Annotated in this window: 17 protein-coding genes and 1 pseudogene; 6 read left to right on the forward strand and 12 right to left on the reverse strand. The window is 72.8% G+C overall.

Annotated features, from left to right (window positions below):
* Positions 1–4: 4 nt before the first annotated feature.
* From EDD29_RS24300 to EDD29_RS24325, 6 genes are all read right to left on the reverse strand, one after another.
* Positions 5–2248, reverse strand: coding sequence for a glycoside hydrolase family 3 C-terminal domain-containing protein (locus EDD29_RS24300; protein WP_123666625.1), 2244 nt, complete (start codon positions 2246–2248; stop codon positions 5–7).
* Complete coding sequence (locus EDD29_RS24305) at positions 2248–3351, reverse strand: family 43 glycosylhydrolase (protein ID WP_123666626.1); 1104 nt, start codon at positions 3349–3351, stop codon at positions 2248–2250. Before EDD29_RS24305 ends, EDD29_RS24300 begins: the two co-directional genes overlap by 1 nt.
* On the reverse strand, positions 3348–4205 hold the full coding sequence (locus EDD29_RS24310) for an ATP-binding cassette domain-containing protein (protein ID WP_123666627.1): 858 nt from the start codon (positions 4203–4205) through the stop codon (positions 3348–3350). The genes EDD29_RS24305 and EDD29_RS24310 overlap by 4 nt, the downstream gene beginning before the upstream one ends.
* Positions 4202–6031, reverse strand: a complete 1830-nt coding sequence (locus EDD29_RS24315; protein ID WP_246052975.1) for a dipeptide/oligopeptide/nickel ABC transporter permease/ATP-binding protein — start codon at positions 6029–6031, stop codon at positions 4202–4204. Before EDD29_RS24315 ends, EDD29_RS24310 begins: the two co-directional genes overlap by 4 nt.
* On the reverse strand, positions 6028–6969 hold the full coding sequence (locus tag EDD29_RS24320) for an ABC transporter permease (protein ID WP_123666628.1): 942 nt from the start codon (positions 6967–6969) through the stop codon (positions 6028–6030). The genes EDD29_RS24315 and EDD29_RS24320 overlap by 4 nt, the downstream gene beginning before the upstream one ends.
* A gap of 61 nt (positions 6970–7030) precedes the next feature.
* Entirely contained in the window at positions 7031–8575 is a 1545-nt protein-coding gene (locus tag EDD29_RS24325; protein ID WP_123666629.1) for an ABC transporter substrate-binding protein, read from the reverse strand.
* A 246-nt stretch (positions 8576–8821) separates the two neighbouring features.
* Between EDD29_RS24325 and EDD29_RS24330 the strand changes: the two genes are divergently transcribed.
* On the forward strand, positions 8822–9802 hold the full coding sequence (locus EDD29_RS24330; protein WP_123666630.1) for a LacI family DNA-binding transcriptional regulator: 981 nt from the start codon (positions 8822–8824) through the stop codon (positions 9800–9802).
* Positions 9803–9828: 26 nt separating this feature from the next.
* Here EDD29_RS24330 and EDD29_RS24335 read toward each other — a convergent pair whose 3' ends face one another.
* The 3 genes from EDD29_RS24335 to EDD29_RS24345 all read right to left on the reverse strand — a co-directional run bounded on the left by EDD29_RS24335 (position 9829) and on the right by EDD29_RS24345 (position 14740).
* The gene (locus EDD29_RS24335; protein ID WP_123666631.1) at positions 9829–11139 is read right to left on the reverse strand and encodes an MFS transporter; all 1311 of its coding nucleotides are present in this window, start codon (positions 11137–11139) and stop codon (positions 9829–9831) included.
* Positions 11140–11270: 131 nt separating this feature from the next.
* Entirely contained in the window at positions 11271–13010 is a 1740-nt protein-coding gene (locus tag EDD29_RS24340) for an ABC transporter ATP-binding protein (protein WP_123666632.1), read from the reverse strand.
* The gene (locus tag EDD29_RS24345) at positions 13007–14740 is read right to left on the reverse strand and encodes an ABC transporter ATP-binding protein (RefSeq protein ID WP_123666633.1); all 1734 of its coding nucleotides are present in this window, start codon (positions 14738–14740) and stop codon (positions 13007–13009) included. The genes EDD29_RS24340 and EDD29_RS24345 overlap by 4 nt, the downstream gene beginning before the upstream one ends.
* Before the next feature lie 73 nt (positions 14741–14813).
* On the opposite strand from EDD29_RS24345, the gene EDD29_RS24350 reads away from it, so the two are divergent.
* From EDD29_RS24350 to EDD29_RS46420, 3 genes are read left to right on the forward strand one after another with little or no spacing between them, the layout of a single operon-like run.
* Complete coding sequence (locus EDD29_RS24350) at positions 14814–15239, forward strand: MarR family winged helix-turn-helix transcriptional regulator (RefSeq protein ID WP_123666634.1); 426 nt, start codon at positions 14814–14816, stop codon at positions 15237–15239.
* A 31-nt stretch (positions 15240–15270) separates the two neighbouring features.
* Positions 15271–15567, forward strand: coding sequence for a helix-turn-helix domain-containing protein (locus tag EDD29_RS24355; protein WP_123666635.1), 297 nt, complete (start codon positions 15271–15273; stop codon positions 15565–15567).
* Positions 15512–15952: a Rieske 2Fe-2S domain-containing protein gene (locus EDD29_RS46420; protein WP_211360333.1), complete on the forward strand. Its 441-nt coding sequence runs from the start codon at positions 15512–15514 to the stop codon at positions 15950–15952. Before EDD29_RS24355 ends, EDD29_RS46420 begins: the two co-directional genes overlap by 56 nt.
* 238 nt (positions 15953–16190) lie before the next feature.
* Here the strand turns inward: EDD29_RS46420 and EDD29_RS24365 are convergent, their stop codons facing one another.
* Positions 16191–16994, reverse strand: coding sequence for an ArsR/SmtB family transcription factor (locus tag EDD29_RS24365; RefSeq protein WP_246052978.1), 804 nt, complete (start codon positions 16992–16994; stop codon positions 16191–16193).
* Positions 16995–17079: 85 nt separating this feature from the next.
* On the opposite strand from EDD29_RS24365, the pseudogene EDD29_RS48180 reads away from it, so the two are divergent.
* Positions 17080–17241 (forward strand): annotated as a pseudogene (locus EDD29_RS48180) (alpha/beta hydrolase domain-containing protein); the annotation flags it as partial.
* 32 nt (positions 17242–17273) lie between these two features.
* Here the strand turns inward: EDD29_RS48180 and EDD29_RS24370 are convergent.
* Both EDD29_RS24370 and EDD29_RS24375 read right to left on the reverse strand, forming a co-directional pair.
* The gene (locus tag EDD29_RS24370) at positions 17274–22076 is read right to left on the reverse strand and encodes a DNA-binding protein (RefSeq protein ID WP_123666637.1); all 4803 of its coding nucleotides are present in this window, start codon (positions 22074–22076) and stop codon (positions 17274–17276) included.
* Positions 22077–22476: 400 nt separating this feature from the next.
* Positions 22477–23139 carry a TetR/AcrR family transcriptional regulator gene (locus EDD29_RS24375; RefSeq protein ID WP_123666638.1) on the reverse strand — a complete coding sequence of 221 codons (663 nt, stop codon included), beginning with the start codon at positions 23137–23139 and terminating at the stop codon, positions 22477–22479.
* 206 nt (positions 23140–23345) lie between these two features.
* Here EDD29_RS24375 and EDD29_RS24380 point away from each other — a divergent pair, with 206 nt between their 5' ends.
* Complete coding sequence (locus tag EDD29_RS24380; RefSeq protein ID WP_123666639.1) at positions 23346–24599, forward strand: ABC transporter substrate-binding protein; 1254 nt, start codon at positions 23346–23348, stop codon at positions 24597–24599.
* Positions 24600–24608: the final 9 nt, after the last annotated feature.

The raw sequence follows: 24608 nt of genomic DNA on the forward strand, positions 1-24608 counted from the left end.
TGCATCAGGCCGACTGGCCCGTGAGGAAACTGTCGATCCGCGTGGTGTCCAGCCGGCCGCCGCCCATGGCGACCAGCCTGCTCAACGGCAGCGCCTCGACCATGCGGAGGATGTCGGGATCGTGTGCGATGCCCGACCCCTCCATCGTCTGGACCGCCTCGCGGAGCAGGGGGCCGCCCTCCGGGTGGCCGAGCCATTGCCCGACCGGGTCCTCCAGCGTGAGGGGGGCCGCGTACGCCGGGGCCTCGACCGCCACGGAGGCGGTCAGCCGGAGGTCGCGGGAGGAGGCTCCGACGGCGATCTCGAAGTCACCGGACTCCAGCGTCCAGCGGCCTCGGGCGGGATGGAAGAACGACAGGTCGCGGGCGCGGAGCTCGAACTCGACCGGCGCGGACTCCCCGGGCACGAGCCCGACCTTCGCGAAAGCCCTGAGCTCCCGGACCGGCCGGTCGACCGAGCAGACCGGATCGCCGACGTAGACCTGCACCACTTCCCTGCCTCTGACGGGACCGGTGTTGGTGAGCGTCAGCCGCACGCGGACGACGACGTCGTCGCCCTGGCCCTCGACCGCGGTGTCCAGATCGGAGTAGGCGAAGGTGGTGTAGGACAGGCCATGCCCGAAGGGGTAGGCGACTTCCAGGCCCTTGGCGTCGTAGTAGCGGTATCCGACGTACAGCCGCTCCCCGTAGGACACGATGCCCTCGCTCCCGGGGAAGTCCAGGTAGCTGGGGTTGTCCTGGAGCCGGACCGGGATCGTCTCGGCGAGCCGGCCCGAGGGATTGACCCGCCCGAACAGCAGGTCGGCGACCGCTCCACCGCCGGCCTGCCCGCCGAGCCAGGCCTCCAGGACGGCGCGGGCCCGGTGGTCCCAGCTCGCGGTCTCCACGACGCCGCCGTTCGCCAGGACGACGACCACGGACCGGTTGGCCCGCGCCACGGCCTCCAGCAGCCGGAGCTGAGTGCCCGGCAGGCCGAGGTGCTCGCGGTCGGTCCCCTCGGTCTCCTCGCCCTCGGGCAGCCCGAGGAACACCACGACGACATCGGCCGCCGTCGCGGCGGCGACCGCCTCGGCCCGCAGCGCCCCGTCCTCCGCGCCCGAGAGGGCGAATCCGGGTGAGTAGGTGACCTTGAGGTGCGGCCCGGCCGCCTCGATGAGGGCGTCCAGGGCGTTGTCGACCCGCGTCGGGGTGACCAGGGAACTGCCCGCCCCCTGGAACCTCGGCGTCCTGGCGAACTCGCCGATCACCGCGACGGTCATGTCCGCCCCGGGGTCCAGCGGCAGGATCCCGCGCTCGTTCTTCAGCAGGACCGCGGACTCGGCCGCCGCCCGCCGGGCCAGGGCGTGGTGCCGCTCGAAGTCGACGACGGCGCCCGTGCGGGCCCGCGCGGCGCGGTCCACGAGCTCCAGCACCCGTCGCACCGCCCGGTCCAGGACCGCCTCGTCCAGCCGGCCGGTCTCGACGGCTTCGACGAGCCGCGCCGCGCTGGTGCCGTTCGTCGTCGGCATCTCCAGGTCCAGCCCCGCCGCGACCGCGGCCACGGGATCGGAGACCGCGCCCCAGTCCGAGACCACCAGGCCGTCGAAGCCCCACTCCTCGCGCAGGACCTCGGTGAGCAGCCACGGGTGCTGGGCGGCGTGCACACCGTTGACCTTGTTGTAGGCCGCCATCACCGTCCACGGCTGCGCGACGGTGACGATGTGTTCGAAGGCGGCCAGGTAGATCTCCCGCAGGGTGCGCTCGTCGACCTGGGCGCTGACGCGCATCCGGTCGGTCTCCTGGTTGTTGGCGGCGAAGTGCTTCACCGAGGCTCCCACGCCCCGGCTCTGCACCCCCCGCACCAGCGCCGCACCGAGATGGCCGCTGACGACGGGGTCCTCCGACAGGTACTCGAAGTTCCGCCCGCACAGCGGCGACCGCTTGATGTTGACGCCCGGCCCCAGCAGAACGGCCACGCCCTCGGCCAGACTCTCGTCGCCGAGCGCCTGACCGACCCGGAGGAGCAGGTCGGGGTCCCAGGAGGAGCCCAGCGCAGCGGCGGTCGGGAAGCAGGTGGCGGGCACGCTCGCGTGGAGGCTGAACCGCTCGGCGGCGGGGTCCTGCTTGCGCAGGCCGTGCGGGCCGTCCGTCAGCATGACCGACGGGATGCCGAGCCGTTCGACCGGTGCCGTGTCCCAGGCGCGCGAGCCCGAGAGCAGCGCCGCCTTCTCGGCGAGGGTGAGGTCGGTGAGGATCTTGGAGATGTCCATCAGTCGTGGTCCTCGATGCGCCATTCGTCGTGCCAGTCGATGCGGGGTGTGTCGCCGTCGAAGCGGACGGGGAGCCAGACGTAGTCCGCGATCGAGGTGTCGGGATCCATGAAGGCGGCTCGCGCCTTGGCCTGCTCCTCGCTCACGCCGGGGCCGGGATCCGCCGGGGCCTGGGCCGGGGCTTCGGCGGGTCCGTCGATCGGAGCCGGCGCCGCCGACAGGCTCTCCAGGACGCGGGCGCAGATCTCGACCGGGACCTCGGGCAGCCACCGGTCGGCCAGCGCTATGTAGAGGTCCTTCTTGTGGGGGTGCTTGAAGACCGAGGAGATCTGGGACCGGTAGGAGGTGCCGGTCCCGTCACCCGGGTGCGGGTCGCCCAGCACGGTCCAGGGGCCGTGGTAGGTGTCGGCGACCGCGACCTCGCTCGGGTTGGGGAAGTACCCCGAGGTGCCCGAGGTGAACAGATAGTGCTTGGCGCCGCGGCGGAAGTAGGCGGGGGCCTCGCGGACGAACGGCGGGCGGGACCGCGGGAGGTGGGTGGAGTAGTAGCCGGTCACGTCGGTGTGGTCCTCGGTGAGGTCGGCGCAGATGAGCTCGCTGTGGACGCGCTCGAAGTAGTAGTAGCCCTTGCCGTCGGTCGGATCGACGACGAGGTCGAAGTCGCCGGCGCTCATCCCGAGCGGGCGCAGGCCCGTGCGGACGATCTTGTACGGCCCCTCGATCGCGTCGGCGACCAGCACGGTGGATTCCTGGATCTCGCCCATGATCTTGATCCAGCACACGAACCTCCCGGTGCGCCGGTCCTGGACGATGTGCGGCCGGTCGACCATCCGGGCCGGGTGCAGGGGGCTCGCGGGGTCGTCCGGCTCCGGCGGGATGATCAGCCCGCGGTCCTCCCAGTTGTACAGGTCCCGGGACGCGTACAGGCGGATGCCCCAGTGCCAGATGCCGCTGCCGGGAAGGGTCTTCTCCTTGTTCTCCCCGTACCAGTAGAAGGTGCCGTCGAGATACAGGATCGACCCGCCGTGGGCCTGGATCCGCTCTCCTTTGGTGTCCAGCCAGACCTGGCCGGGGGTGATGCTCGTGCGGAGCGTCTCGCTCACGTGCTGCTTCCTTCGTTCGCTGGTGAACCGGCCTCGGCCAGGCGGCGCCGCTCGGCGCGGCGCTTGCCCTGCTCCACCGGGTCGGCGACCGGCGAGGCCAGGACGAGGCGGCGGGTGTAGGGGTGCTCCGGCGCTGAGGTGACCTGCGGGGCGGGCCCGGTCTCCACCAGGTCACCGCGGTACAGGACGGCCACGCGGTGGCTGATGTGGCGGACCACGGCCAGGTCGTGCGAGATGAACAGGTAGGCCACCCCCGTACGGCGCTGGATGTCGATGAGGAGGTCCAGCACGCGGGCCTGGGTCGACAGGTCGAGCGCGGAGACGGGCTCGTCGCAGACGATCAGCCGGGGCTCGGGGGCCAGCGCCCGCGCGATGGCCACGCGCTGGCGCTGGCCGCCGCTGAACTCCCGGGGCAGCCGCTCGGCGGCGTCGGCGGGCAGCCCGACCTGGTCGAGCAGGTCGCCGACCCTCCTGCGGGCGTCGCTCGGGCGCGTCCCCTGGACGACGAGCGGCTCGCTCAGGATGTCGCCGACCGTCAGCGAGGGATTCAGCGAGGTGTAGGGATCCTGGAAGACGACCTGAAGGTCGCGGGCCAGGGAGCGCCGTTCCTTGGCGGGGAGCCGGGTGATGTCCCGGCCGCCGAAGACGATGCGGCCGCCGCTGGGCCTGGCCAGCCCGAGCAGGGCCCGGCCGATCGTCGTCTTTCCCGAGCCGGACTCGCCGACGAGACCGAGCGTCTCGCCCTGCGCCACGGTCAGGGAGACCCCGTGCAGGATCTCCACCGGACGGGCCCGGAAGCCCTGGCCGGGATAGGCGAGCCGCAGGTCCTGCACTTCGAGCAGAGGCGTGGTCATCGGGTCTCCTTCCCCGTGCCGCCGGCCACCGGGGCGGCCGGGACCGCCGCGGGGGGCGGGTCGGTCCGCACGGTCTCCTCGTCCAGGACCGAGTCCAGGAGCAGCTTCGTGTAGGGGTGCCGGGCCCGGTGGAAGATCTCCATGGCCGTCCCCGTCTCGACGACCTGTCCTTCGCGCATGACGGCGATGCGGTCGCACAGGTCGGCGACCACGCCGAAGTTGTGGGTGACCATCAGCACCGCCATGCCCATCTCCTCCTGCAGGTCCCGCAGCAGGTCGAGGATCTCGGCCTGCACGGTGACGTCGAGCGCCGTCGTCGGCTCGTCGGCGACCAGCAGGACGGGGCGGCAGGCCACGGCACCCGCGATGAGCACCCGCTGCGCCATGCCGCCGGAGATCTCGTGCGGGTGGCTGCGGAACGTGCGCTCCGGGTCGGGGATGCCGACCCGCGCGAGAAGCGCCAGAACCCGCTCGCGGGCCTCCTGCCGCGAGATCCCGCTCGCCGCGCGCAGCCCTTCGACGAGCTGTGACCCGACCGTGGCGGAGGGGTCGAGGTTGGACATGGGTTCCTGCGGGACGTAGGCGATGGTCTTGCCGCGCAACCCGCGCAGCTCCCGTTCGCCCAGCCCGACCAGCTCGCGCCCGTTCAGGCGGATCGAGCCCCGGGTGACGACCGCCTCCGGAGGCAGCACGCCCAGGACCGCGAACGCCGTCTGGGTCTTGCCCGAGCCCGACTCTCCGACCAGCCCGAGCGTCTCCCCGGTCTCCAGCCGCAGGTCCACCCCGCTGACCACTTCCTTGAGCTCCCCCGACGGCGTCGGGTAAGCGATCGCCAGGTCCCGCACGGTGAGCAGCGCAGCCGGCGCGTCCTCTCCCGCCGCATCGTCTCCCGCCTGCGCGGGGGCCGCCTTGGGCAGCGCGTTCTTCGCGGGCTTGGGGGTGGCGCCTTCGAGGGTGTCGCGCAGCGCGTTGCCGAACAGGACGAGCGAGGCGGTCATGGTGCCGAGCACCAGGCTGGGCCAGAGGATCTGCAAGGGGGCGATGTACAGGTTCTGGAAGCCTTCGGCGGCCATGGACCCGAAGCTGGGGGTACTGGCCGGTCCGACGCCCAGGAAGGCCAGGCCCGCCTGGACGCCGATGGACGAACCGCACAGGAACGCCGCCGCGACGATCACGGGGCCGCGCACCGCGGACAGCACGTGGCGGGCCAGGATGCGCAGGTCGGTCAGCCCGGACACCCGGGCCGCGTCGACGAACAGCTCGTTCTTCACCCCGACGACCTGGTTGCGCACGATCCGGTAGATGCCGGGCGACAGCAGCACACCGAAGATGGCCATGGTGACGCGGAAGTCGCCGCCCGTCAGCGGCATGAGGACGATGAGCAGCAGCAGCCCGGGGAACGTCATGATGAGGCTGAACGTCCACTCGGTCGCCGAGCGCGCCCGGTCGTAGTAGCCGCCGACCAGCCCGGCGGTCACGCCGACGGCCAGGGCGATGCCGGCGCCGATGAGCGCGGAGACCACGCTGGTGTTGATGGAGTGCAGCAGCCGCGCCCAGATGTCGCGGCCGCTGTGGTCGCCGCCCAGCGGGTAATCCGGTGTGCCGAATCCGGCGTCGATGTGGTCGAGGGAGGAGGCGTTCGGACCGTGCGAGGCGAGCACCGGCGCGAGCAGTCCCAGGGCGACGATCAGGAGCACCAGGGTCGCGGTGGCGACCGCCTGCGGGTCGCGGAGGAGCCTGCGCGCGGCCGAGGCCCGGCGCGCCGGCGGCTGCGCGGCGGAGCCGGCCGCGGCCGCGGATTCCACGCGGGAGGTGTCGGCGGTCAAAAGATCCTCGCCTTCGGGTTGAGCCAGCCGTTCGCGAGGTCGACGGCGAGGTTGACGGTGACGACGAGGAGCACGGCGAACAGCGTGATGCCCATGATCACGGGCACGTCCCCCTGGAGGGAGGCGTCGAAGGCGAAGCTGCCGAAGCCCGGGATCGCGAACACCTTCTCGATGATGAGCGCGCCGCCCAGCAGCGCGATGAACTCGAACGACAGGACCGTCAGCGCGGGTCCCGCCGCGTTGCGCAGCGCGTGCCTGAGCACCACCGACCGGTGGGAGATCCCGCGGGTGCGCAGCGTGCGGACGTAGTCCTTGCGCAACTCGCCGATCATGGTCCCGCGCACCTGCGCGGTGAGGCCCGCGACGCTCCCGACCAGCAGCGCGACTACCGGGATGGTGATGGTCCGCGCCCAGGCCACCGGGTCCTCGCTCATCGGGGTGAAGCCGGTGGCGGGCAGCAGCTTCGCCTTGATCGCCAGCAGGTAGACCAGGCCGATCGCGATGAGCAGGTTGGGCACCAGGTGGCCGGTCAGGGAGGCCGCCTGGGTGATCTTGTCGACCGCGCCGCCGCGCGAGGCGGCCAGGACGCCGAGCGTGATGCTGACGGCGACCGTGAGCAGCAGCGTGACGACGACGATCGACAGGGTCACGCCGAGGTGCTGCCCGACGGTACGGCTGACCGGCTCTCCCGAGAAGAAGGAGGCGCCCAGGTCGCCGCGGACGGCACCGGACAGCCAGTCGAGGTACTGGACCATCACCGGCCGGTCCAGACCCATGTCGGCTTTCAGCGCCGCGATCGCCTCCGGCGTCGCGCTGAGACCGATCCGGCTGCCCACGACGTCGTCGAAGGACGGGACCAGCAGAAGGAACGTGATGAGGGTGACGAGGACCGCGAGCACCAGTCCGGAGAACAGGCGGCGCAGCACGTAGCGGAGCATGTGGCTTCCTTCGGGTCTTGCGTGGTCCGGGCGGCCCCGGCCGGGGCCGCCCGGATCGTGTTCAGTCGGAGGTGCCGAAGGACCGGACGGTGATGGCGGCCGAGGAACCGTCGCCGAGGTACTCGACCCCCTTGGCGGTCACCCAGTTGGTGCCGATGTCCATGACGGGGGCGAACCAGGCCTCCTCCACGAAGAACCGGGTGATCTTCTTGTAGGTCCCGGCGGGGTCCGCCACGGTGTCCGCCTCGCCGAGCAGCTCGGTGAGCTCGGGGTCGGCGGACTTGAACGGGTTGGTGGGCGTGCCGGGCGTGGTGTAGGTGTCCACCAGCAGCGGGTCGTGGTCGAGCCCGTAGATGCCGAAGTACATCGGGTACTTCGCCGAGCCCAGCGCGGTGAACTGCTGCTGGATCGGCACCGACTCCCACGTCACCTTGACGCCGATGTCGGCCAGGCTCTGGGCGATCAAGGGCTCGAGCGGCTTGGTGGTGACGAAGCTCGGCATCGTGACGGCGAAGCCGTCCGCGTACCCGGCCTCGGCCAGCAGCTTCTTGGCGCCCGCGACGTCGTAGGGGTAGCGCTCGTCCAGCGCGGCGTCGTAGGCGGTGCCCTTCGGGTTGAAGAGCTGGGCGGTGGGCAGCCCGGAGCCGCGCAGGACGGTCTGGACCAGCTTGGCGCGGTCGAACGCCATGTTGATCGCCTGGCGCACCTTCAGGTCGCCGAGCGGCTTGAGCTTGCTGCCCGCGCGGTCGGCGAGGAACAGCGTCGCCACCGTGCTCGCCTTGATCTGCTTGAGCCCGAGGCCGGCCGACTTCAGGGCCTCGACCTGGGAGGAGTCGACGGTGCCGGCGTTGAGCTCGCCGGCGCGCAGCGCGTTGACCACCGCCGCCCGGTCGGGCATGACCCGGACCTGGATCGTGTCGAACGGGTAGAGGTCGGGGTTCCAGTAGTCCTTGCGCTTCTTCAGCGTGTAGGTCGAGCCGCTGACCGTCGCGGCCTTGTCCAGGATGTAGGGGCCGGAGCTGACGGGGTCCGTCGCGGCGTTCGGCTGCTTCATCGCCGCCGGGTCGGCGATCACGCTGCTGCTTCCGGCCAGGTACGTGATCAGGGAGTCGTCGGCGGCCTTCAGCTTGAGGACCAGCGTCAGGTCGTCGGGCGCTTCGACCGCCTTGACCGACGCGAGGTAGGACTGGCTCGGGCCGGGGGTCTCGCGGATCGCGTCCAGGCTCGCCTTGGCGGCCACGGCGTTCACCGGGGCGCCCGAACTGAACTTCATACCCGAGCGGATCTTGAACGTCAGGGTCTCGCGGTCTTCGGAGTAGGTGTAGGACTCGGCCGCGTTCGGCTGGATCCGCCCCTGCTCGTCGGTGTAGAGGAGCGTGTCGTAGAGCGAGGCCCAGACATAGGCGGCCTGCCCTCCGTCGAGCCGCGTCACCTCGAAGGAGCTCGGGGCGGACTGGATGGCGAGAGCGAGCTTCGTGCTCGCCGATGTGTCCGAAGAATCGGACTCTGCTCCGCCGCACGCCGCCGTGGTGAGCAGCGCCGCCGCCGCGACGGTGGCGGTGAGGATCCGGGACCGCTGGAAGAGCGGTCTGGCCGAGATGGACATGGAACTCCCTGTGGGGGCGGGCCCTGGGTCGGGGATGGGGCCTTCGGGACGGAACTAATTCGCATTAGTAATGCGGATTAGCATGGTAGACCGGGCTCGTGGGAGAGGCAAGACACGGGTTCGCAACAGCGCCGTCACCTGCCGTGCACGGGGTGCTCGACCGGCCTGGGAGTGCGGGCGAGCGCGCACCGGCAGGTCCTACGATGGGGCGACGCCGAAGATCGGCGCCCCTGCGATGAGAAGGCCATGACGCGACCCGCCAAACGCCCCACCAGCTCCGACGTCGCCCGCGCCGCCGGCGTCTCCCAGACGACGGTCAGCTTCGTGCTGAACAACCGGCCGGGCCAGACGATCCCGGAGGAGACCAGGCGGCGCGTGCTGGAAGCGGCCCGGCAGCTCGACTACCGCCCGCACGCCTCCGCCCGGGCGCTGGCCGCCGGACGCAGCGACATCGTCCTGCTCGCCGTGCCCGACCTGCCCATCGGCCAGGGCATCAGCAGTTTCATCGAAGGCTTGGCCTCGGCTCTCGCCGAGCACAACCTGAACCTGGTCACCCACCTCGCCGGGGCGCACGGCCGGTCTCTGCCCGACGTGTGCGCGGCGGTCAGCGCCTCGGCCGTCGTCGGATTCGGCGCCTTCGACGCCGACACCGTGCAGGCGCTGCACCGCGCGGGCGCCGACGTCGTCCTGCCGACCCTGCCCGACAGGGACGCGCCCATGATGGAGCCGGTCGGCCGGCTCCAGGCCGAGCACCTCATCGCGCACGGGCACCGGAGACTGGGCTACGCCCTGCCCGCGCACCCCGGACTGTTCCCCATGGCGGAGGAACGCCTGCAAGGGGCCGTCGCGGCCTGCGCCGACGCGGGCGCCGAACCGCCCCTGGCCCTGACGGTGAGCCTGGACCTCGACAGCGGAGCGCAAGCCGTCGGGCGGTGGCGCGAGAACGGGGTGACCGCGGTGTGCGCCTTCAACGACGAGACGGCGATGGCCGTGCTCGCGGGCATGCGCGCGCACGGCCTGGCCGCGCCCGGCGACATGGCGGTCATCGGCGCCGACGACATCGCCGCCGCGCGCCTCACCGCTCCCCCGCTCACCTCCGTGAGCTTCGACCTGCGCCAAGTGGTCGAGCGCCGGGCCGCCGCCGTCGTGGCGGCCCTGGCGGGCGAGCGGCGCGCGGACCCGGGCAGCGACATCGACCCCCGGATCGTGCTGCGCGAGTCCACCTGACGCGCCCTGACGGCGGCGGGAGCCGGTCACCTCACGGACGTGATCCTCGTGGCGACGACGAGCCCGCCGAGCAGGGTGAAGGCCGCGGCTACGAGGTAGAGCAGCGTGTAGTTCCGCTCGCCGTCGGCCGCGCCGACGGCGAGGAGGGCCGGGGCGATGAGCGGGGCGAGGCCCTGGGCGATCGTGGTGGAGAAGTTGTAGATGCCGGCGAAACGGCCCGCGTCGGTCTCCCGGTCCGGCAGCACGTCGAGCATGAGCGCCTGGTCCACGGCCGCGAACACGCCGAGCCCGAAGTTGCCCAGGATCGCTCCGGCGATGATCAGCGGCATGCCCGGCGCCAGCGCCATGACGGTGACGCCCAGTGCGAAGACGCCGCCGCCGGCCAGCACGAAGATCCGGCGGCGCCGGAGCCGGTCGGACAGCAGGCCGCCGCCCAGCGCGCCCAGCATCGTGGCGAAGATGCCGCCGCCCGCGAGCACCGCGATGGTGCCGGACACCTCCTCGACGCGCACGCCCATGCGGTCGGCGAGGAAGAACGCGGTGAACGTCGTGTTGAAGGTGAGCCCGACCATGAACAGGAACTTGCCGAGCCAGTTCCACGCGAAGTCCGGGTTCTGCCGCGGGTCGAACACGTAGGTTCGCGCCAAGGAGGCGGCGGTGATCGGCGGAAGGTCATCGCCCCGTCCGCGGGAGTCCGGCTCGCGCACGAGAGCGACGAACAGGACCATCGACACCGCGCCGATCGTGCCGGGCACGAGGAACAGCAGCAGGTTGCTCCCCGCGAACGCCCCGCCCATCAGGGCGCCCGCCACCGGCGCGAGCTGCTGCACGACCCCGGCCAGCCCGGAGACCTTGCCCCGCTGCGCCTCGGGCAGCCGGTCGGCCTGCGAGGCCAGGAGGAGCGGCAGCACGGTCCCCCAGCCCAGCTGGGCCAGGACCCAACCGAGACCGAGCACGGGGACGCTCGGCGCCAGGGCCAGGACCGGAAGCGCGGCGACGCCGACGGCCGTCGCGGCGATCAGGTACGGGCTCCGGCGGCCGAGCCGGCTGCGGGTGCGGTCGCTGAGCATGCCGACCAGCGGGGCGGCCACCACCGTGGTCAGCCCGCCCGTGCCGATGATGTAGCCGAGGTACTCCTCGTGGTCGGGCGCGAGCTGCTCGACCCGGATCGCCAGGGAGATGGCGATCGGCGTCACCAGGGCCATGAACACGCCGAACTGGGCGAGGATCAGCAGGCGGACGTAAGCGGGACCGGCGTCCTCGGGACCCGCCTTGCCCGGGGGCCCTTCGGCGGGCGGTACGGCCGGCGACGGCCGGTCGGCTGGGGTGAGCGTCATGGGGACCTTCAGGTACTCGAAAGGGGCGGGCCGCCCCGCACCCTAGGGGCGCCGGGCGATAACTAATGCGCATTACCAATGCGGTTGAGTACCGTAACAGCACCTGCCTCCCCGCAACAGGGGGCGGCGGGTCAAGGAGCCGCGAACTGGGCGGCGTAGAGGCTTGCGTAGAGGCCCCCTGCGGCCAGGAGCTCGTCGTGCCCGCCCTGTTCGGCCACGGCGCCGTCGCGCAGCACCACGATGGTGTCGGCGTCGCGGATCGTGGACAGCCGGTGGGCGATCACGAAGGCGGTCCGGCCCGCGCGCAGCCGGGCCATCGCCTCCTGGACCAGGCTCTCGGTGCGGGTGTCGACCGAGCTGGTGGCCTCGTCGAGCACGAGGATGGCCGGATCGGCGAGGAACGCCCGGGCGATCGCGAGGAGCTGCATCTCCCCCGCGCTGAGGGAGGAGCCTTCGTCGTCGAGGCGGGTGTCGTAGCCGTCCGGCAGCGTGCGGACGAACCGGTCCGCGTGGGCGGCCCGCGCGGCGGCGACGACCTGATCCCGGGTGGCGCCGTGCGCGCCGTAGGCGATGTTCTCGGCGATGGTGCCGCCGAACAGCCACGTGTCCTGGAGGACCATGCCGATCCGAGAGCGCAGGTCGGCGCGGGTCATCCGGGCGATGTCGGCGCCGTCGAGCGTGATGCGCCCTCCGTCGAGCTCGTGGAAGCGCAGAAGGAGGTTGACGAGCGTCGTCTTGCCCGCCCCCGTCGGTCCGACGATCGCGACGGTCCGGCCGGCCTCGGCGACCAGGTCCAGGCCCCGCAGGAGCGGGCGGTCCGGCGAGTAGCCGAAGGAGACGCGCTCGAACACCACGCGCCCCGGCCCGTCGGGCCGCACCGGGCGCGCCGGATCCGGGTCCTGCTCGGGGACGTCGAGCAGGGCGAGGACCCGCTCGGCGGAGGCGAGGCCGGACTGGACCATGCCGATCATCCCGGCGAGCTGAGAGAACGGCTGGCTGTACTGGCGCGAGTACTGGAAGAACGCCTGCACGCCCCCCACGGTCAGGCCGCCCGACAGGACCAGGAGACCGCCGGCGACCGCGATCACGAGGTAGTTGAGGTTGCTCGCGAACATCATGACGGGCTGGATCACGGTCGAGAGCGCCTGCGCCGTCCTGGTGCTGCGGACGAGTTCGGCATTCCCATCCTCGAACCGCGCGCGGATCTGCTCCTGCCGGCCGTAGGCCCGGATCAGCGCGTGCCCGTTCAAGGCCTCCTCGACGCGGGAGGTGAGCTCTCCGGTGTGCCGCCACAGGCCGGCGTAGGCCGGGCGCGCCCGCCCGGCCAGCTTCGCGGCGATGAGAACGGACAGCGGCGCGGTCACCAGGGAGAACAGCGCGAGAGGCCAGGACAGCCAGAACATCACCCCGAGCATCGCGAAGACGCTGAACAGCGGAACGACGAGCTGGCCGAGCGCCTGCTGCAGGGCGGTGCCCAGGTTGTCGACGTCGTTGGTGGCCCGGCTCAGCACCTCGCCACGCGGCTGTGCGTCGAAGTGGCGGAGCGGCACCCGGGCGGTCTTCGCCTGGACGGCCTCGCGCAGCCGGCGCAGGACGCGCTGCACCGCACGGTTGGCGGCCCTCGCCTGCACGACCGCGCAGAGGCCCGCCGCGGCGTAGACCGCGCAGGCGGCGAGCAGGACCCCGGCGAGGGCGCCGCGGTCGAGTCCCCCCGCGAGGGCGCCTTCGACGACCAGGTCCGTCGCCCGGCCGAGCAGCAGCGGCCCGGCCGCGGTGAGCGCGACGCTCGCCGCGCCCGCCGCGATGATCCCCGCGATCAGCGGGCGCTCGGCGGCCAGCAACCCGCTGACCCGGCGCAGGGTGCCGCTCATGCCGCCTCCGCCTCGGTGCGCTGGGACAGGACGATCTCCCGGTAGACCGGGTTCGCCGCCAGGAGCTCGGCGTGGGTCCCCGTGCCGGCGACCCGCCCGGCGTCGAGCACGACGATCCGGTCGGCGTCGCGGATCGAGCCCACCCGCTGGGCGACGACGATCACCGTGGTGCCCGCGGTCTCCCGCGCCAGCGCCGCCCGCAGCCGGGCCTCGGTGGCGGAGTCGAGCGCGGAGAAGGAATCGTCGAAGAGGAGCACCGCGGGCTTGGCGGCGATCGCGCGGGCGATCGTCAGGCGCTGGCGCTGCCCCCCGGAGAAGTTGGTCCCGCCCGCGGCGACCGCCGAGTCCAGGCCGCCGGGCAGGGCCGCGACGAAGTCGCGCGCCTGCGCCACCTCCAGCGCGCGCCACAGGTCGGCGTCCGAGGCGTCGGGCGCGCCGAAGCGGAGATTGGAGGCGACGGTCCCGGCGAACAGGAAGGCGCGCTGGGGCACGTGGCCGACCGCCCGGCTGAGCGTTGCGCGATCGAGGTCGCGCACGTCGGCGCCGCCGATGAGCGCCGCCCCCTCGGTGACGTCGGCGAGCCGGACGAGCAGGCTCAGCAGGGTGCTCTTGCCGCTGCCCGTCCCGCCGATGACCGCGACCGTCCGTCCGGGCTCGGCGACCAGGTCGATGTCCCGCAGCACCGGCTCCTGCGCGCCCAGGTACCCGAACCCCGCGCCGCGCAGCTCGACCCGGCCCGGCGCGGCGAACTCCCGCACCGGATGCGCGGGCTCGGGCACGCTCGTCGGGGTGTCGAGCACCTCGCGGAGGCGCGCGGCGCAGACCTGCGCGCGCGGCCACTGCTGGAGCAGATAGGTCGACATGATCGCGGCGCCGAGGATCTGCAGGACGTAGCCGAGGAAGGCCGACAGGGCGCCGGGGCCGATGGCGCCCGCCTCGACCCGGCCCGCGCCGAACCACACCACCGCCGCGCCGGTGACGCCGGCGACCGCCGTCACCACCGGGTGGAGCAGCGCCATGAGGCGGCCGAGCCGCAGGGACTCCGTCGTATAGGAGGCGTTCGCCGCCGCGAACCGGTCGCGCTCGTGCTCCTCCCGGACGAAGGCCCGGATCACCCGCTGCCCGGCGATCTGCTCGCGCAGGATGCGGTTGACGCCGTCGAGCGCCCGCTGGAGCCGTACCGCCACCGGCGTCATCGCGCGCAGGACGCCGAGGACGGATCCGCCCAGCACGGGGGTGAGCACGAGGATCAGCAGCGAGAGCGGCAGGTCCTGCGCCAGTGCGAAGACGACGCCGCCGGCGCACATCAGCGGCGCGGTCACCATGAACGACAGGGTGAGCTGGACGAGGGTCTGGACCTGCTGGACGTCGTTCGTGGTCCGGGTGAGCAGCGAGGCGGCGCCGAAGCGGGCCGTCTCCCGCGCCGACCAGCCCTGGACGTGCGCGAAGAGGTCGGTCCGGAGCCGTCCGGCGAGTTCGGCCGCCACCCGGGCCGCGAGAACCACGGCGCCGGCCGCGCAGGCCAGCTGGACGAGCGCGGCAGCCGCCATCCAGCCTGCCGTACGCCAGATGAACCCCTGGTCGTCCTGGAGGACGCCATCGTCGATGAGGGCCGCGCCCAGGTCGGGCAGGGCGAGCGCCGCGACGGACTGGGCGAGCTGGAGCAGCGTGATCGCGGCCAGCGCCCGCCGGTGCGGGCGCAGGAGCGGGGGGAGAAGTCGAAGCAGCACGGCGAGGAGGCTAACCCGCCACGGCGAGTTATATCAAGTCTTGATGCATCTACTTCTGCTGTAATCTTCGGGCATGGACGGGTTCGAGGTCTTCCATCTGGGCCGCAAGCTGATGCGGCTGGGCGAGCAGTCGATGCCGGATCCGGAGTTCCACCGGCTCGGCATGCTGGCCCGCACCGTCCTGTTCGACATCGCCGAGCACCCCGGCAGCTCGATCACCGACGTCACCGCCCGCGTCCAGCTGCCGCAGAGCCAGGTCTCGGCTTACGTCTCCCGGCTGCGCGAGGTCGGCGCCGTCGAGATCGTCACCGACCCCGGCGACCGCCGCCGCACCCTCGTGCGCCTCACCGCCGAGGCCCTGGCCCGCGCCGAGGCGCGCCCGCCCGCCGAGATCGACACGGCCCTGACCGCCCTGATCGGCACCGCCGACCCGGCGGAGATCCAGCAGGCCAAGGACGCCCTGAAAACACTCGCCGCGCTCCTGCGCCCGCGCGAGTAGACCCACGCGGCGGCGACGGGGAGGTGGTTCGATGGATGGGGGCGGGGAGCCGCGGACGGCGGCGTCCCGGCTGCTCGACGTGCTCGGCGCGTTCGGGGTCGAGCACGCGGAGCTGTCGCTGACGGAGATCGCGCGGCGGGCCCGGCTGCCGCTGCCGACGGCGCACCGGCTGGCGGCGGCCCTGGTGGCGTGGGGCGCGCTGGAACGCGGCGCGGACGGGCGGTACCGGGTCGGGCTGCGCTTGTGGAGGTCGCCGCCGCGTTCCCGACGGGATGACGCTGCGGTCGGCGGCGACCGTCGTGTGCGGCTACCACGGCTTCACCTATGACGCGCAGGGAACGTGCGTCGCGGTCCCGGGCCAGTCCCGCATCCCCCTTCATCACCGTCGCCACCCTCACCCTCACCCCCGCCGTCCTCGGCCCCACCCTCCCCCTCATCACCCGCGCCGCACGCCTGCCCGCCGCCCGCATCGCCGAGGACTCCGCCGACCACCTGACGCAGGTCACGGGCGCCGACGATCCCGACACGGCCCTGGCCTTGCGCACCGCGGTCCTCGACATCAAACGCGACGAGCTGACCCGCCTCCGCGCCCGCTCCGCCATCGACGACGACATCCTCCGCGACGCCGAGACCCTCCTGGACGCCGAAGCCCTCTTCCTGTCCCCAGGGGACTGACCCCGCACCATGGCCTGCGCGGAGAATCGGAGCCGTGATCTTCGAGGTGGCCGCCCGGCCGGGGCGGCGGCCCGGTTTGCGCAGACCGGGCCGGTCGCCTCGGACGATGACATCGGACGGCCCCGATGTGAGGGCTTCGAGGAACTCCCCACCTCGACCGGGGCGCCCGGCACCGTCGCCACCGGAGCGCGGGCCGGCCGGTGGCCGCCGTTCCGGCCCCCGACTCCTCGGATCGTCCTGGCCGAGGAGCCGGAGACGCGCTGCCGGTCGGCAAGGTCAGGAGTCGTCCGGGAGCGGCTCGCCGGTCTCCAGCAGTGTCTTGAGGCTCGCCAGCACGCCCGGCCAGCCGTGGGCGACTATCTCGGCCATGCGCGAGCCGGCCTCGAAGCCGTCGTGCACGACGGTGAGTTTCACGACCTGGCCCGTCTCCTCGATCGTGAAGGTGACCTTCGAGCGGGCCTCGGCGGACAGCCGGGCGAGCAGCTCGTCGTCCCAGCCGAAGCGCTGGGCGAGTTCGGGGGTGATGGTGTGCCAGGTGTAAGAGAGGCGGCTGTAGGGCTCGGCCTCCAGCACGACCTGCTCCGGGTCGCTGATCGGCACGCCGTGGTTGTCCCAGGCCATCGGCGAGCCGACGGACCAGTCCGTGGTGAACTCCGTGGCCCAGTAGCGGCGGGTGAAGGCGGGCTCGGTCAGCGCCTGCCAGAGCTTCTGCGGGGTGGTGCGGATGTAGGTGGTGTAGACGAAGGTCGGCGCGTCCATCGTGGTCTCCTCCAGCGCAAGTTTCAGGTCCGCCAGGGCGTCGGCCCTGGCGCGGTCGTAGCGGCTGATCCACCGGTGGGCGATCTCGTGCACGGGCGCGGCGTTGAGGTAGTGCAGCTTCTCCCGCCCCCGCCGCACGGTCGCGACGAGCCCGGCCTCCTCCAGCACGGCGAGGTGCTTGCTCACGGACTGCCTGGCCATGTCGAGCCCGGCGCACAGCTCGCGCAGCGTCTGCCCGTTGCGGACGTTGAGCGCGTCGAGCAGCGCACGCCTGCTCGGATCGGCCAGCGCCTTGAACACCTCGTCCATTCCGGCTCTCACACCCCCGGGTCTCCACCACCGATATGCAGCCTCTCGGCTGCCTTTAATTTAGGCAGCCAAATGGCTGCATGTCAAGTTCGCCCACATCGTCGGGCCGGCCCCGGCGCGCGAGGACGGGCCGCCGGTCTTCCATGTGCAGTCCGAGACCGACGTGCGCACGCCCGCCCTCCGCCCCGACGACCCCGTCTACCGCCGCTGGGAGGTCGTCGGCGCCGCCCACTCGGGATGGCACCGGCCACCTTCTGCCCGCCGACGCCCGGGTGCGGGTCCGGGGCCGGGTCAGCGGGCCGGAGTCCCGGGTGGGGGTTCCTGGTCGGTGAAGCGGGGCCGGTCGCCTTCGGCGATCCGGCGCCAGGCGCGGCGGTACACGTCGGCGACGGGTTCGGTGGGGACGACGGCGGTCAGCGGGGCGGTGCCGCGGGCGGAGAAGGGGTAGAGGGCCTGCTTCCACTCCTCCATCGGCACCCGGGGGCCGTCGGCCTCGGCCCACGGGCAGGGCAGGAACAGGCCGCGGCCCGCCTTCGGGCGGCGGACCATCGCGACGAGGTCGGTGGCGGCGAGCTCCTTGCGGGCCGCGGCCAGGCGGGCGGGCCGCCACCCGGTCCAGCGGGCGGTGTGGCGGTCGGTCGGGTCGGGCATCGCCAGCAGCATGAGGTACACCGCCGCGGCGTCCCGGGAGACGCCGTACCGCTCGGCGGCCTCGGCCACGACCTCGGGCACGGACCTCGACGGGTCCTGGGGCCACCAGATGCCGTCCTTGAGCCGGTCGCCTTCGGCGGGGTCGCCCGGGTCGGCGAGCAGCGCCGCGAAACGCTCGTCGAGCGCCGTCCGGAAGGCGATCTCGACGGCATGCGGCTCGCCGCGCAGCAGGGGCAACCGCGGCTCGTCCGCCAGCCGCGCGACGAGGAGGCCGGGCCGGTACCGGGAGACGCCGGTTTTGAGGAGGATCGCGCCGTACCGCTCCCATCCGTCGCCCTCCTCCTCGGGGGCCTCTCCCACCGCCTTCTTGAAGTCCGCGATGTCGATCTGGTCCGGCAGCCCGAGGACGAGCCCGGGGTGGGCGAGGCGCTCGCGCACAGCGGCGAGCCCCGCCGGGAGCAGCGTCCGCAGCCGGTCGCCCGCGGGCAGCCGGTGCGCCAGCCAGGCCAGCGTCCGCACCGAGGACTCCAGCACGGCCGCGGTGAACCCCTCCCGGACAACGGGCTCGAAACCGTAGCCGCGCGGCAGGAACTCCACGTCCAGCGAAAGGCTCGGGGCGTTCGCCGGGTCGAGCACCGCGCGCAGGTGGCGCTGCGCCCCCGTCCCGGTTCCGAACACCTGCTCCGCGGTGGTGAGGAGGTCCTCGGGCACCATCGTGCGCCAGGGGACGCTCCCGTTCCACACCTCGGCGGCGGCGGCCACGTCCGGGCCCCGGCTCCACAGCAGCGCGGGTTCGGCGGGCAGCAGCGCGCCGACGAGCGCGCGGCGCACCTTCCCCGGCAGGGTCCGCAGGGACGACTGGGCGGCCGCGATCTCGGCGGCATTGGGGCCGAGCACCTTGCGCACCCCGTCGAGCTGGGAGGAGTTTGTGCGTCCGGAGAGGCCGATGAGGCCGGACACCACGAGCCCGGCGATCGTCGGCGTCGCCCCGGTCAGCCTCGCGAACTCCTTGGCCGAAGCGGCGTGCCACGGGGCGGGCCCCTGCGCGTCGAGCAGCGCCAGCGTCTCCGCGATGGGGACGCCCGTCGTGCACTCGGCATAAGGGAGCACCTTCAGGACCTCGTACTCCCCCGGCGCCTCGAACCCACCCGACGGATCATGGCAGACCGCCCAGTACTCCGTCGGCGCGTCGATCGCCCCTTTCTCCTCTCCCACGACGGCGAAGAACGCCCCTCCCTCGCGCTGGTACCCGCGGCGGGGCGCGCGCTCGGCCTCCGCCGTCCCCGGCCGGACCCTGAACAGCCGCCAGGCCGCCGGATCGGCGTCGACGAGACCCGCGGCGTCGAGCAGGGCGAGCAGCTCCCGCAGGGCGGCCCGGTTGGGCTCCGGCACGATCCCGGACGCGGCCAGCAGCGTGAAGGCCGCGAGGGCGTCGGGCGCCCAGGTCAGGTCGAGGTCCTGGACGGGCAGCTCGATCCACGCGCCGACCGGGCCGTACCTGCCCTCCCGAAACCCGGCGAGCCTCCACAGCAGGTGCGCGGTCTCGGCCGGCCGACCCCCGAAAGAGCGGCCGCTCTGGTCCTCGCGCAGACCGTCGACGGCACGGAACACCGCTTGGTCTTCGGGCGATGCCGGACGCTCGGCGGGAACGCCGGGGACCGGCTCGAGCAGCCCGTCGACGTGCTCCTTCACCTCCGTCAGCCGGGCGGCCATCCGCATCGCGTCCGCGACGGCGTTCGCGATGCCCTCGATGAGCACCGCGTCGCCCACCCCGGGCAGTTCGGCGCGCACGCGCTCCTCGACGGCCTCCTCCGGCCCCGCCATGAGACGTGCGGCGAGGTCCCGGTCGACCCGGCGCAGCGCCCTCGATCCGCTCTCGTCACGGGGCCGGAGCCGGACCCAGTAGTGCGCCGGCGGAATGCGGAACCGCTCCTTGAGCCTGCCGGACAGCAGGGTGTCGGCGAGGACGAGGCCGTCCGGGCCGATCAGGCGGCAGCGGCCGTATTCACCCTCTCCGTCGCGGGCGAGCGCACGCGGCGCGTCGTCGCCCGGCAGGGTCAGCGGCCACAGCGTGCCGTATCCGGCCAGCGCCGGGGTGGTGCGGCCGGCGAGGTCCTCGCCGCGCGCGGTGCCGTCGGGCAGCCGGACGGTGCGCTGCCCGAACAGCCCGCCGACGACCGCGCCGACCGGGGTCGGGCCCAGCTCGGGGAAGGGCGCGAGGAAGCCGTCCAGGAAGGCTTCGCCGGGCGCGGCGAAGAAGTCCGGCATGCCGGGCTCGGCGGGCCGCCCGGTGCCCGGGTCGAGCCTGTGCCAGGCGGGTCCTTCCGGCTGCGGGACGCGCGCCCAGAACGCCTCGCCGTCCGAGACGAGCTCGGCCGAGCCGGGCGCGGCCGCCTTTCCCGGCCGGATCACCGACGTGCCGGTCAGCCGGCCTCCGTCCGGCGCGTCCAGGCTGATCTGCGGGGACCTCCAGGGGCCGTTCAGGATCTGGCCGTTGAGGTGGTCGCCCGCCAGGCGCAGCACCCGGTGGGGCTCCGTGTGCCAGTACCCGGAGATCTCGCCGTCCACGGCCCGCCACTGGACGAGCAGCCGACCGTCCACGAAGCGGAAGCCGAGCGGGCGGCGGGCGGGCGCCCGCAGCTCGTGGTCGAGGACGACCCCGGAGCCGTCCAGGACCATGGCGCGTCTGTCTCCGGCCAGGACCAGGTAGGGCCACTCCTCGGCGATCAGCGGATCGCCCGCGCCGCGCGGCGGGAAGAGCTCGGCCATGGCCTCCTCCAGGGCGGGCCAGACGAGTTCGGCGAACAGGCCGCCGCGCAGGGTCCTGGCCAGCAGGCCGGCGGGGTCCACCGACAGCAGCGCGGTGCGCGCCTCCGCACCGGCGGTGCGCAGGATCTCGGGGCGGAGCTCCTGGACTCTCGTGAGCGCGCCCCACGTGGGGAGCGCGGGTTCGGCGGCGTGCCGCGCCCGCTCCAGGGCGAGGCCCCGCAGGTGCGGGCGCAGCGCGGCCGACGCGTAGAGGATCCTCTCGTGCTCGCTGCCGTGGTGGTGCGCCCTGCTGACCGCGTAACGAAGGCTCTCGGCGAAGCGCTCGTCGGCGCACAGCGCGGCGAGATCACGGCGGTTCTCGTCCCGGGTCCATGCGGTGAGGTCCACCCCGCGCCAGGTGGGAACGGCGACGGGCAGGCCGAGCCCGAGCAGCAGGTCGAGCAGGTCGACGTTCCCGGGGCACGCCAAGGGAGCGCCCCGCTCGGCGATCTCGGTCCGCAACCGGCCCGCCATCGGCGTGATCAGGGCCTCCAGGAGGATCGACCTCCTGGAGAAGTCCTCACCGAGCGCCTCCAGCACGCCTTCGAGGAAGCCCAGCGCGCCGCCCTCGACGTCCTCGCCCGCCGCCCCGTCCGCGAGCAGCGAGGTGGCGCCGCTCTCCTCCAGGACGCCGATCCAGGATTCGACGAGCCCGGTCCTGGTGCGCCAGGTGGCGCGGAAGGTGAGATGCCGCAGGACGGCCGGGGTGAGGTCGAGCAGGACGCGGCGGACCTCGGGGCGTTCCCTGGCCAGCGCCTTCAGCGTCGTCCGCTGCTTCGTCCACCAGTTCTGCGGTGCGAGCGCGGTGGCCGGGAACGTCAGCAGTTCGGCGAGGTGGTCGCACTCGATCCGGCCGGTGTCCGCGGACGCGGCCTTCGCGAGCCGCCGGAGGTCGGTGACCATCGACACCGCCGGGGGCACGCCGCCCGACGTCCGCCGCACGGCGAGGCGCAGGTACCGCGCCAAGGCCTCGTCCGCGGGAAGGCGCAAGGCGAGTGCCCGGGAGTGGTCCGAGAGCGACACCGAAGGAAGCACCCCTGTCAGGGAGAACTCCGTGAAGACCTCGTCGAGCCTGTCCCAGTCGATCGGCAGGCCGTGGACGTCCTCGGCTTTGCGGGCCGCGGTGAACATGCGGACCGCGCAGGCGGGCTGCCCGGCGGCCACGAACTCCCTGGCCGCGCGCTCGAAGTACGTCGGCAGGAGGTGCGGCAGCGACTCGGCGATCCGCTCGCCGAGCGCGAGGAACCCGTCGAGGGCGGCCCGCGGGCGGGCCGCCGCCAGGCCGGACAACCGGTCGATCTCCGGGAGCAGCGCGAGCGCGCGGGACGCGTCCTGCGGATGATGCACCAGCGCCCACCCGGGGAACGCCAGGCTCCGGCTCGCCCCGAACCCGACGACCTCGGCGGGCCCGAATCGCTCCAGTCCGTGGAAGGCGGCCGCGGCGTCCTCGGCCGCGCCGATCCGCTCCGGAACCAGCCGGACGACCGTGCGCCCGGGAAGACCGGGCCGCCGGTAGGCACGGGCGGTGATGGGAACGCCCGCACCCGGGTCGGCGGTGTCCGGGTGCAGGTAGGCGCCCGCCTTCAGCTCCTGGGCGGTTCCGCCTTCGGACGGGTCGTCGATGGTCTCGTTCACTGGTTCTCCCCTCGCACGACGGCCCGCTGCCGCGGCGCCTGCGCACTGCCCATGACTCGGCGCCCCGGAGCTCTCTCCGGGGTCAGGCCCGGCGGCCGCAGGGCGGGGGATCCGCGGCACGCCGCACCGCGGCATCTCCTGCCGCGGCGCTCCGCCGACCGTTCCCCCCGCAAGGAGGCGGATCCGGCCGACACGATCTTCACCAGAGAACCTAGCGACCGGCACCGACAGTCCGCAGGCACGATCCGCCGGACTCGACCGCCCAGATCGGATCGGTTCCGCCCAGGGGCATGATCCGCGACGGGCGGTGACTCTTCGTGAGGTTCACCCATGCCTGGCAGGCCGGGCGCCGCACCCGCACCCGCACCCACGCCACCACGCGACGACCATTCGCCGGGGTCTACTCGGCGAGGGTGCGCGGGGTGGTGCCGGGGAGGCCCAGGGCGCGGATCCAGATCTTGTTGATGGTGGCGATCAGGGTCTGGGCGTCGTATTCGACGCCCTCGTAGGACCAGGCCATGACGACGCGCTCGACCATCAGGGTCAGGGCGTGGGCGGTGTGGCGCGGGTCCAGATCGGGGTAGGCCACGCCGGCCTTCTGCCACTCGGCGATCGCGCGGGTGACCCTGCTCTGGAAGTGGTCGGCGACCTCGCCCCACTGGGCCTGGAGCCGCTCGTCCTCGTCGCGCGCCTGGTAGACGGCCTGCAGCACGTGGGCGTTGCGCCGGAACGCCTCGATGTAGACCCGGTTGACCTCTTCGATGCGGCGGACGGGGTCCTGCTGGGAGCTGACATGGTCCGGAGCAATTCCGGTCAGATCTGCCGAAACTTCCTTCATCAGCTCGAACAGCAGATCGTGCTTGGACCGGTAGTAGTTGTAGAGCGTCCCCGCTCCCACCTTCGCCTCTGCGCTGATGTCGGCGAGCCGGGCGTTGTGGAAGCCGTCCCGCTCGAAGACGACCCGCGCCGCGTCGCGCAGACGCTGCGGCGTGGTCTCGCGGCGCCGGTCGACACGGGTGCGCGCCCGGCGCGCGCCGTCGGTCTCGGCGGCGGGTTCGGGCATGGCCGACACCTCGTCTCGATGATCACGGGAAACGCCGACCCTACCAGCCGCTTCGGAGAGGCAGAATTCCCCAAGGTAGAGGTTGACGTCAATCTCACTCTTAAATTAGGTTCGGCCCCGCGTGACACGGCTCACACCCCCCTGAGCCGCGGGCCTGCCAGGTCTCCCTGGCAGGCGCACGCGAACCAGAGATGCGAGGGCATTCGATGAAACCGACCACGCACAAGGGCTCGGCCCTGTCGCGAGTTCTGCTGAGCGCCGGGATGGGCCTCCTGCTCACGGCCGCCGCCGCCTGCGGCGGCGCCGACCAGCCCTCCGACGAGCCGACCCTGACGGGCGAGCCGATCAAGGTCGGCCTGTTCAACCCGGACAAGGGCGCGGTGGCGGTCCCCGCGGTGAAGTCCGGCATGGACGCGGCCGTGAGCTACATCGCCAAGGAGCTGAAGGGCGTCAAGGGGCGTCCGATCGTGGTCGAGTCCTGCTCGGTCGACGGCACTCCTGAGTCCACCATCGGCTGCGCCAACAAGTTCGTCCAGGAAGGCGTCGTCGCGGCCTTCGACGGCTTCAACCTCAGCTCCAGCGCCGGCATCGGCATCCTCGAAGCGGCCAAGATCCCGCTGGTCGGCCAGATCCCGTTCGACCAGACCACCGGGAGCACCGCGTCCGGACGCGTCTTCCTCGGCTCGCCGCAGGCGTCGTTCCTCGTCGGCGCCCTGCAGGGGTTCAAGGCCGAGGGCAAGACGTCGGCGACGCTGACGCTGGTGGACACCCCCTCGTCCCACAAGACCGTCGAGACCCAGCTGATCCCGCTGGCCAAGGCCATCGGGATCAAGGCGACCGGCCTGTACTTCTCGCCCACGAACCCGAACTTCAGCGCCCTGGCGGCCACCATCGCCTCCACCAAGCCCGACGTCGCGGGCCTGATCGCCTCGCCGAACGCCTCGATCTGCACCCAGCTGATCAAGAACCTGCGGTCGGTCGGCTACTCGGGCTCCGTCTTCGTCGCCGCGTGCACGGCCTTCATCAAGTCGGACCCGGCGGACGCGCCCGGAGCGACCCTGTACTCGTCCGTGTGGCTGCCCGGTACGGAGAAGTACGCGCCCAAGGCGGCGGTCGACAACCTCAAGGTCGCGACCGAGTACGTGTCGAAGACCAGCGGTCCGCCGGACTTCTACGCCTACGCCCAGTTCGCCACCGTCGTGGACTTCGCCCGCGCCCTGGCCGCCGCGCCCTCGCTCGACAACCTGACGGGCGCGACCGTGCTGTCCACGCTCCAGGGCCTGAAGGACTTCGACACCTTCCTCGGACCCAAGATCACCTGCGGCAAGGCCACCACGCCGAACTGCACCACGCAGATGCTCCTGTTCACCGTGCAGGACGACCTGACGCTCAAGCCCGTCACCGGCGACTGGATCACCCCGCTCCCGGCGATCATGGCGAACATCCCCGGCGCAAGCTGAGCGACTGAA

It is taken from the genome of Actinocorallia herbida (assembly GCF_003751225.1).
GTDB classification, from domain to species: Bacteria; Actinomycetota; Actinomycetes; order Streptosporangiales; family Streptosporangiaceae; genus Actinocorallia; species Actinocorallia herbida.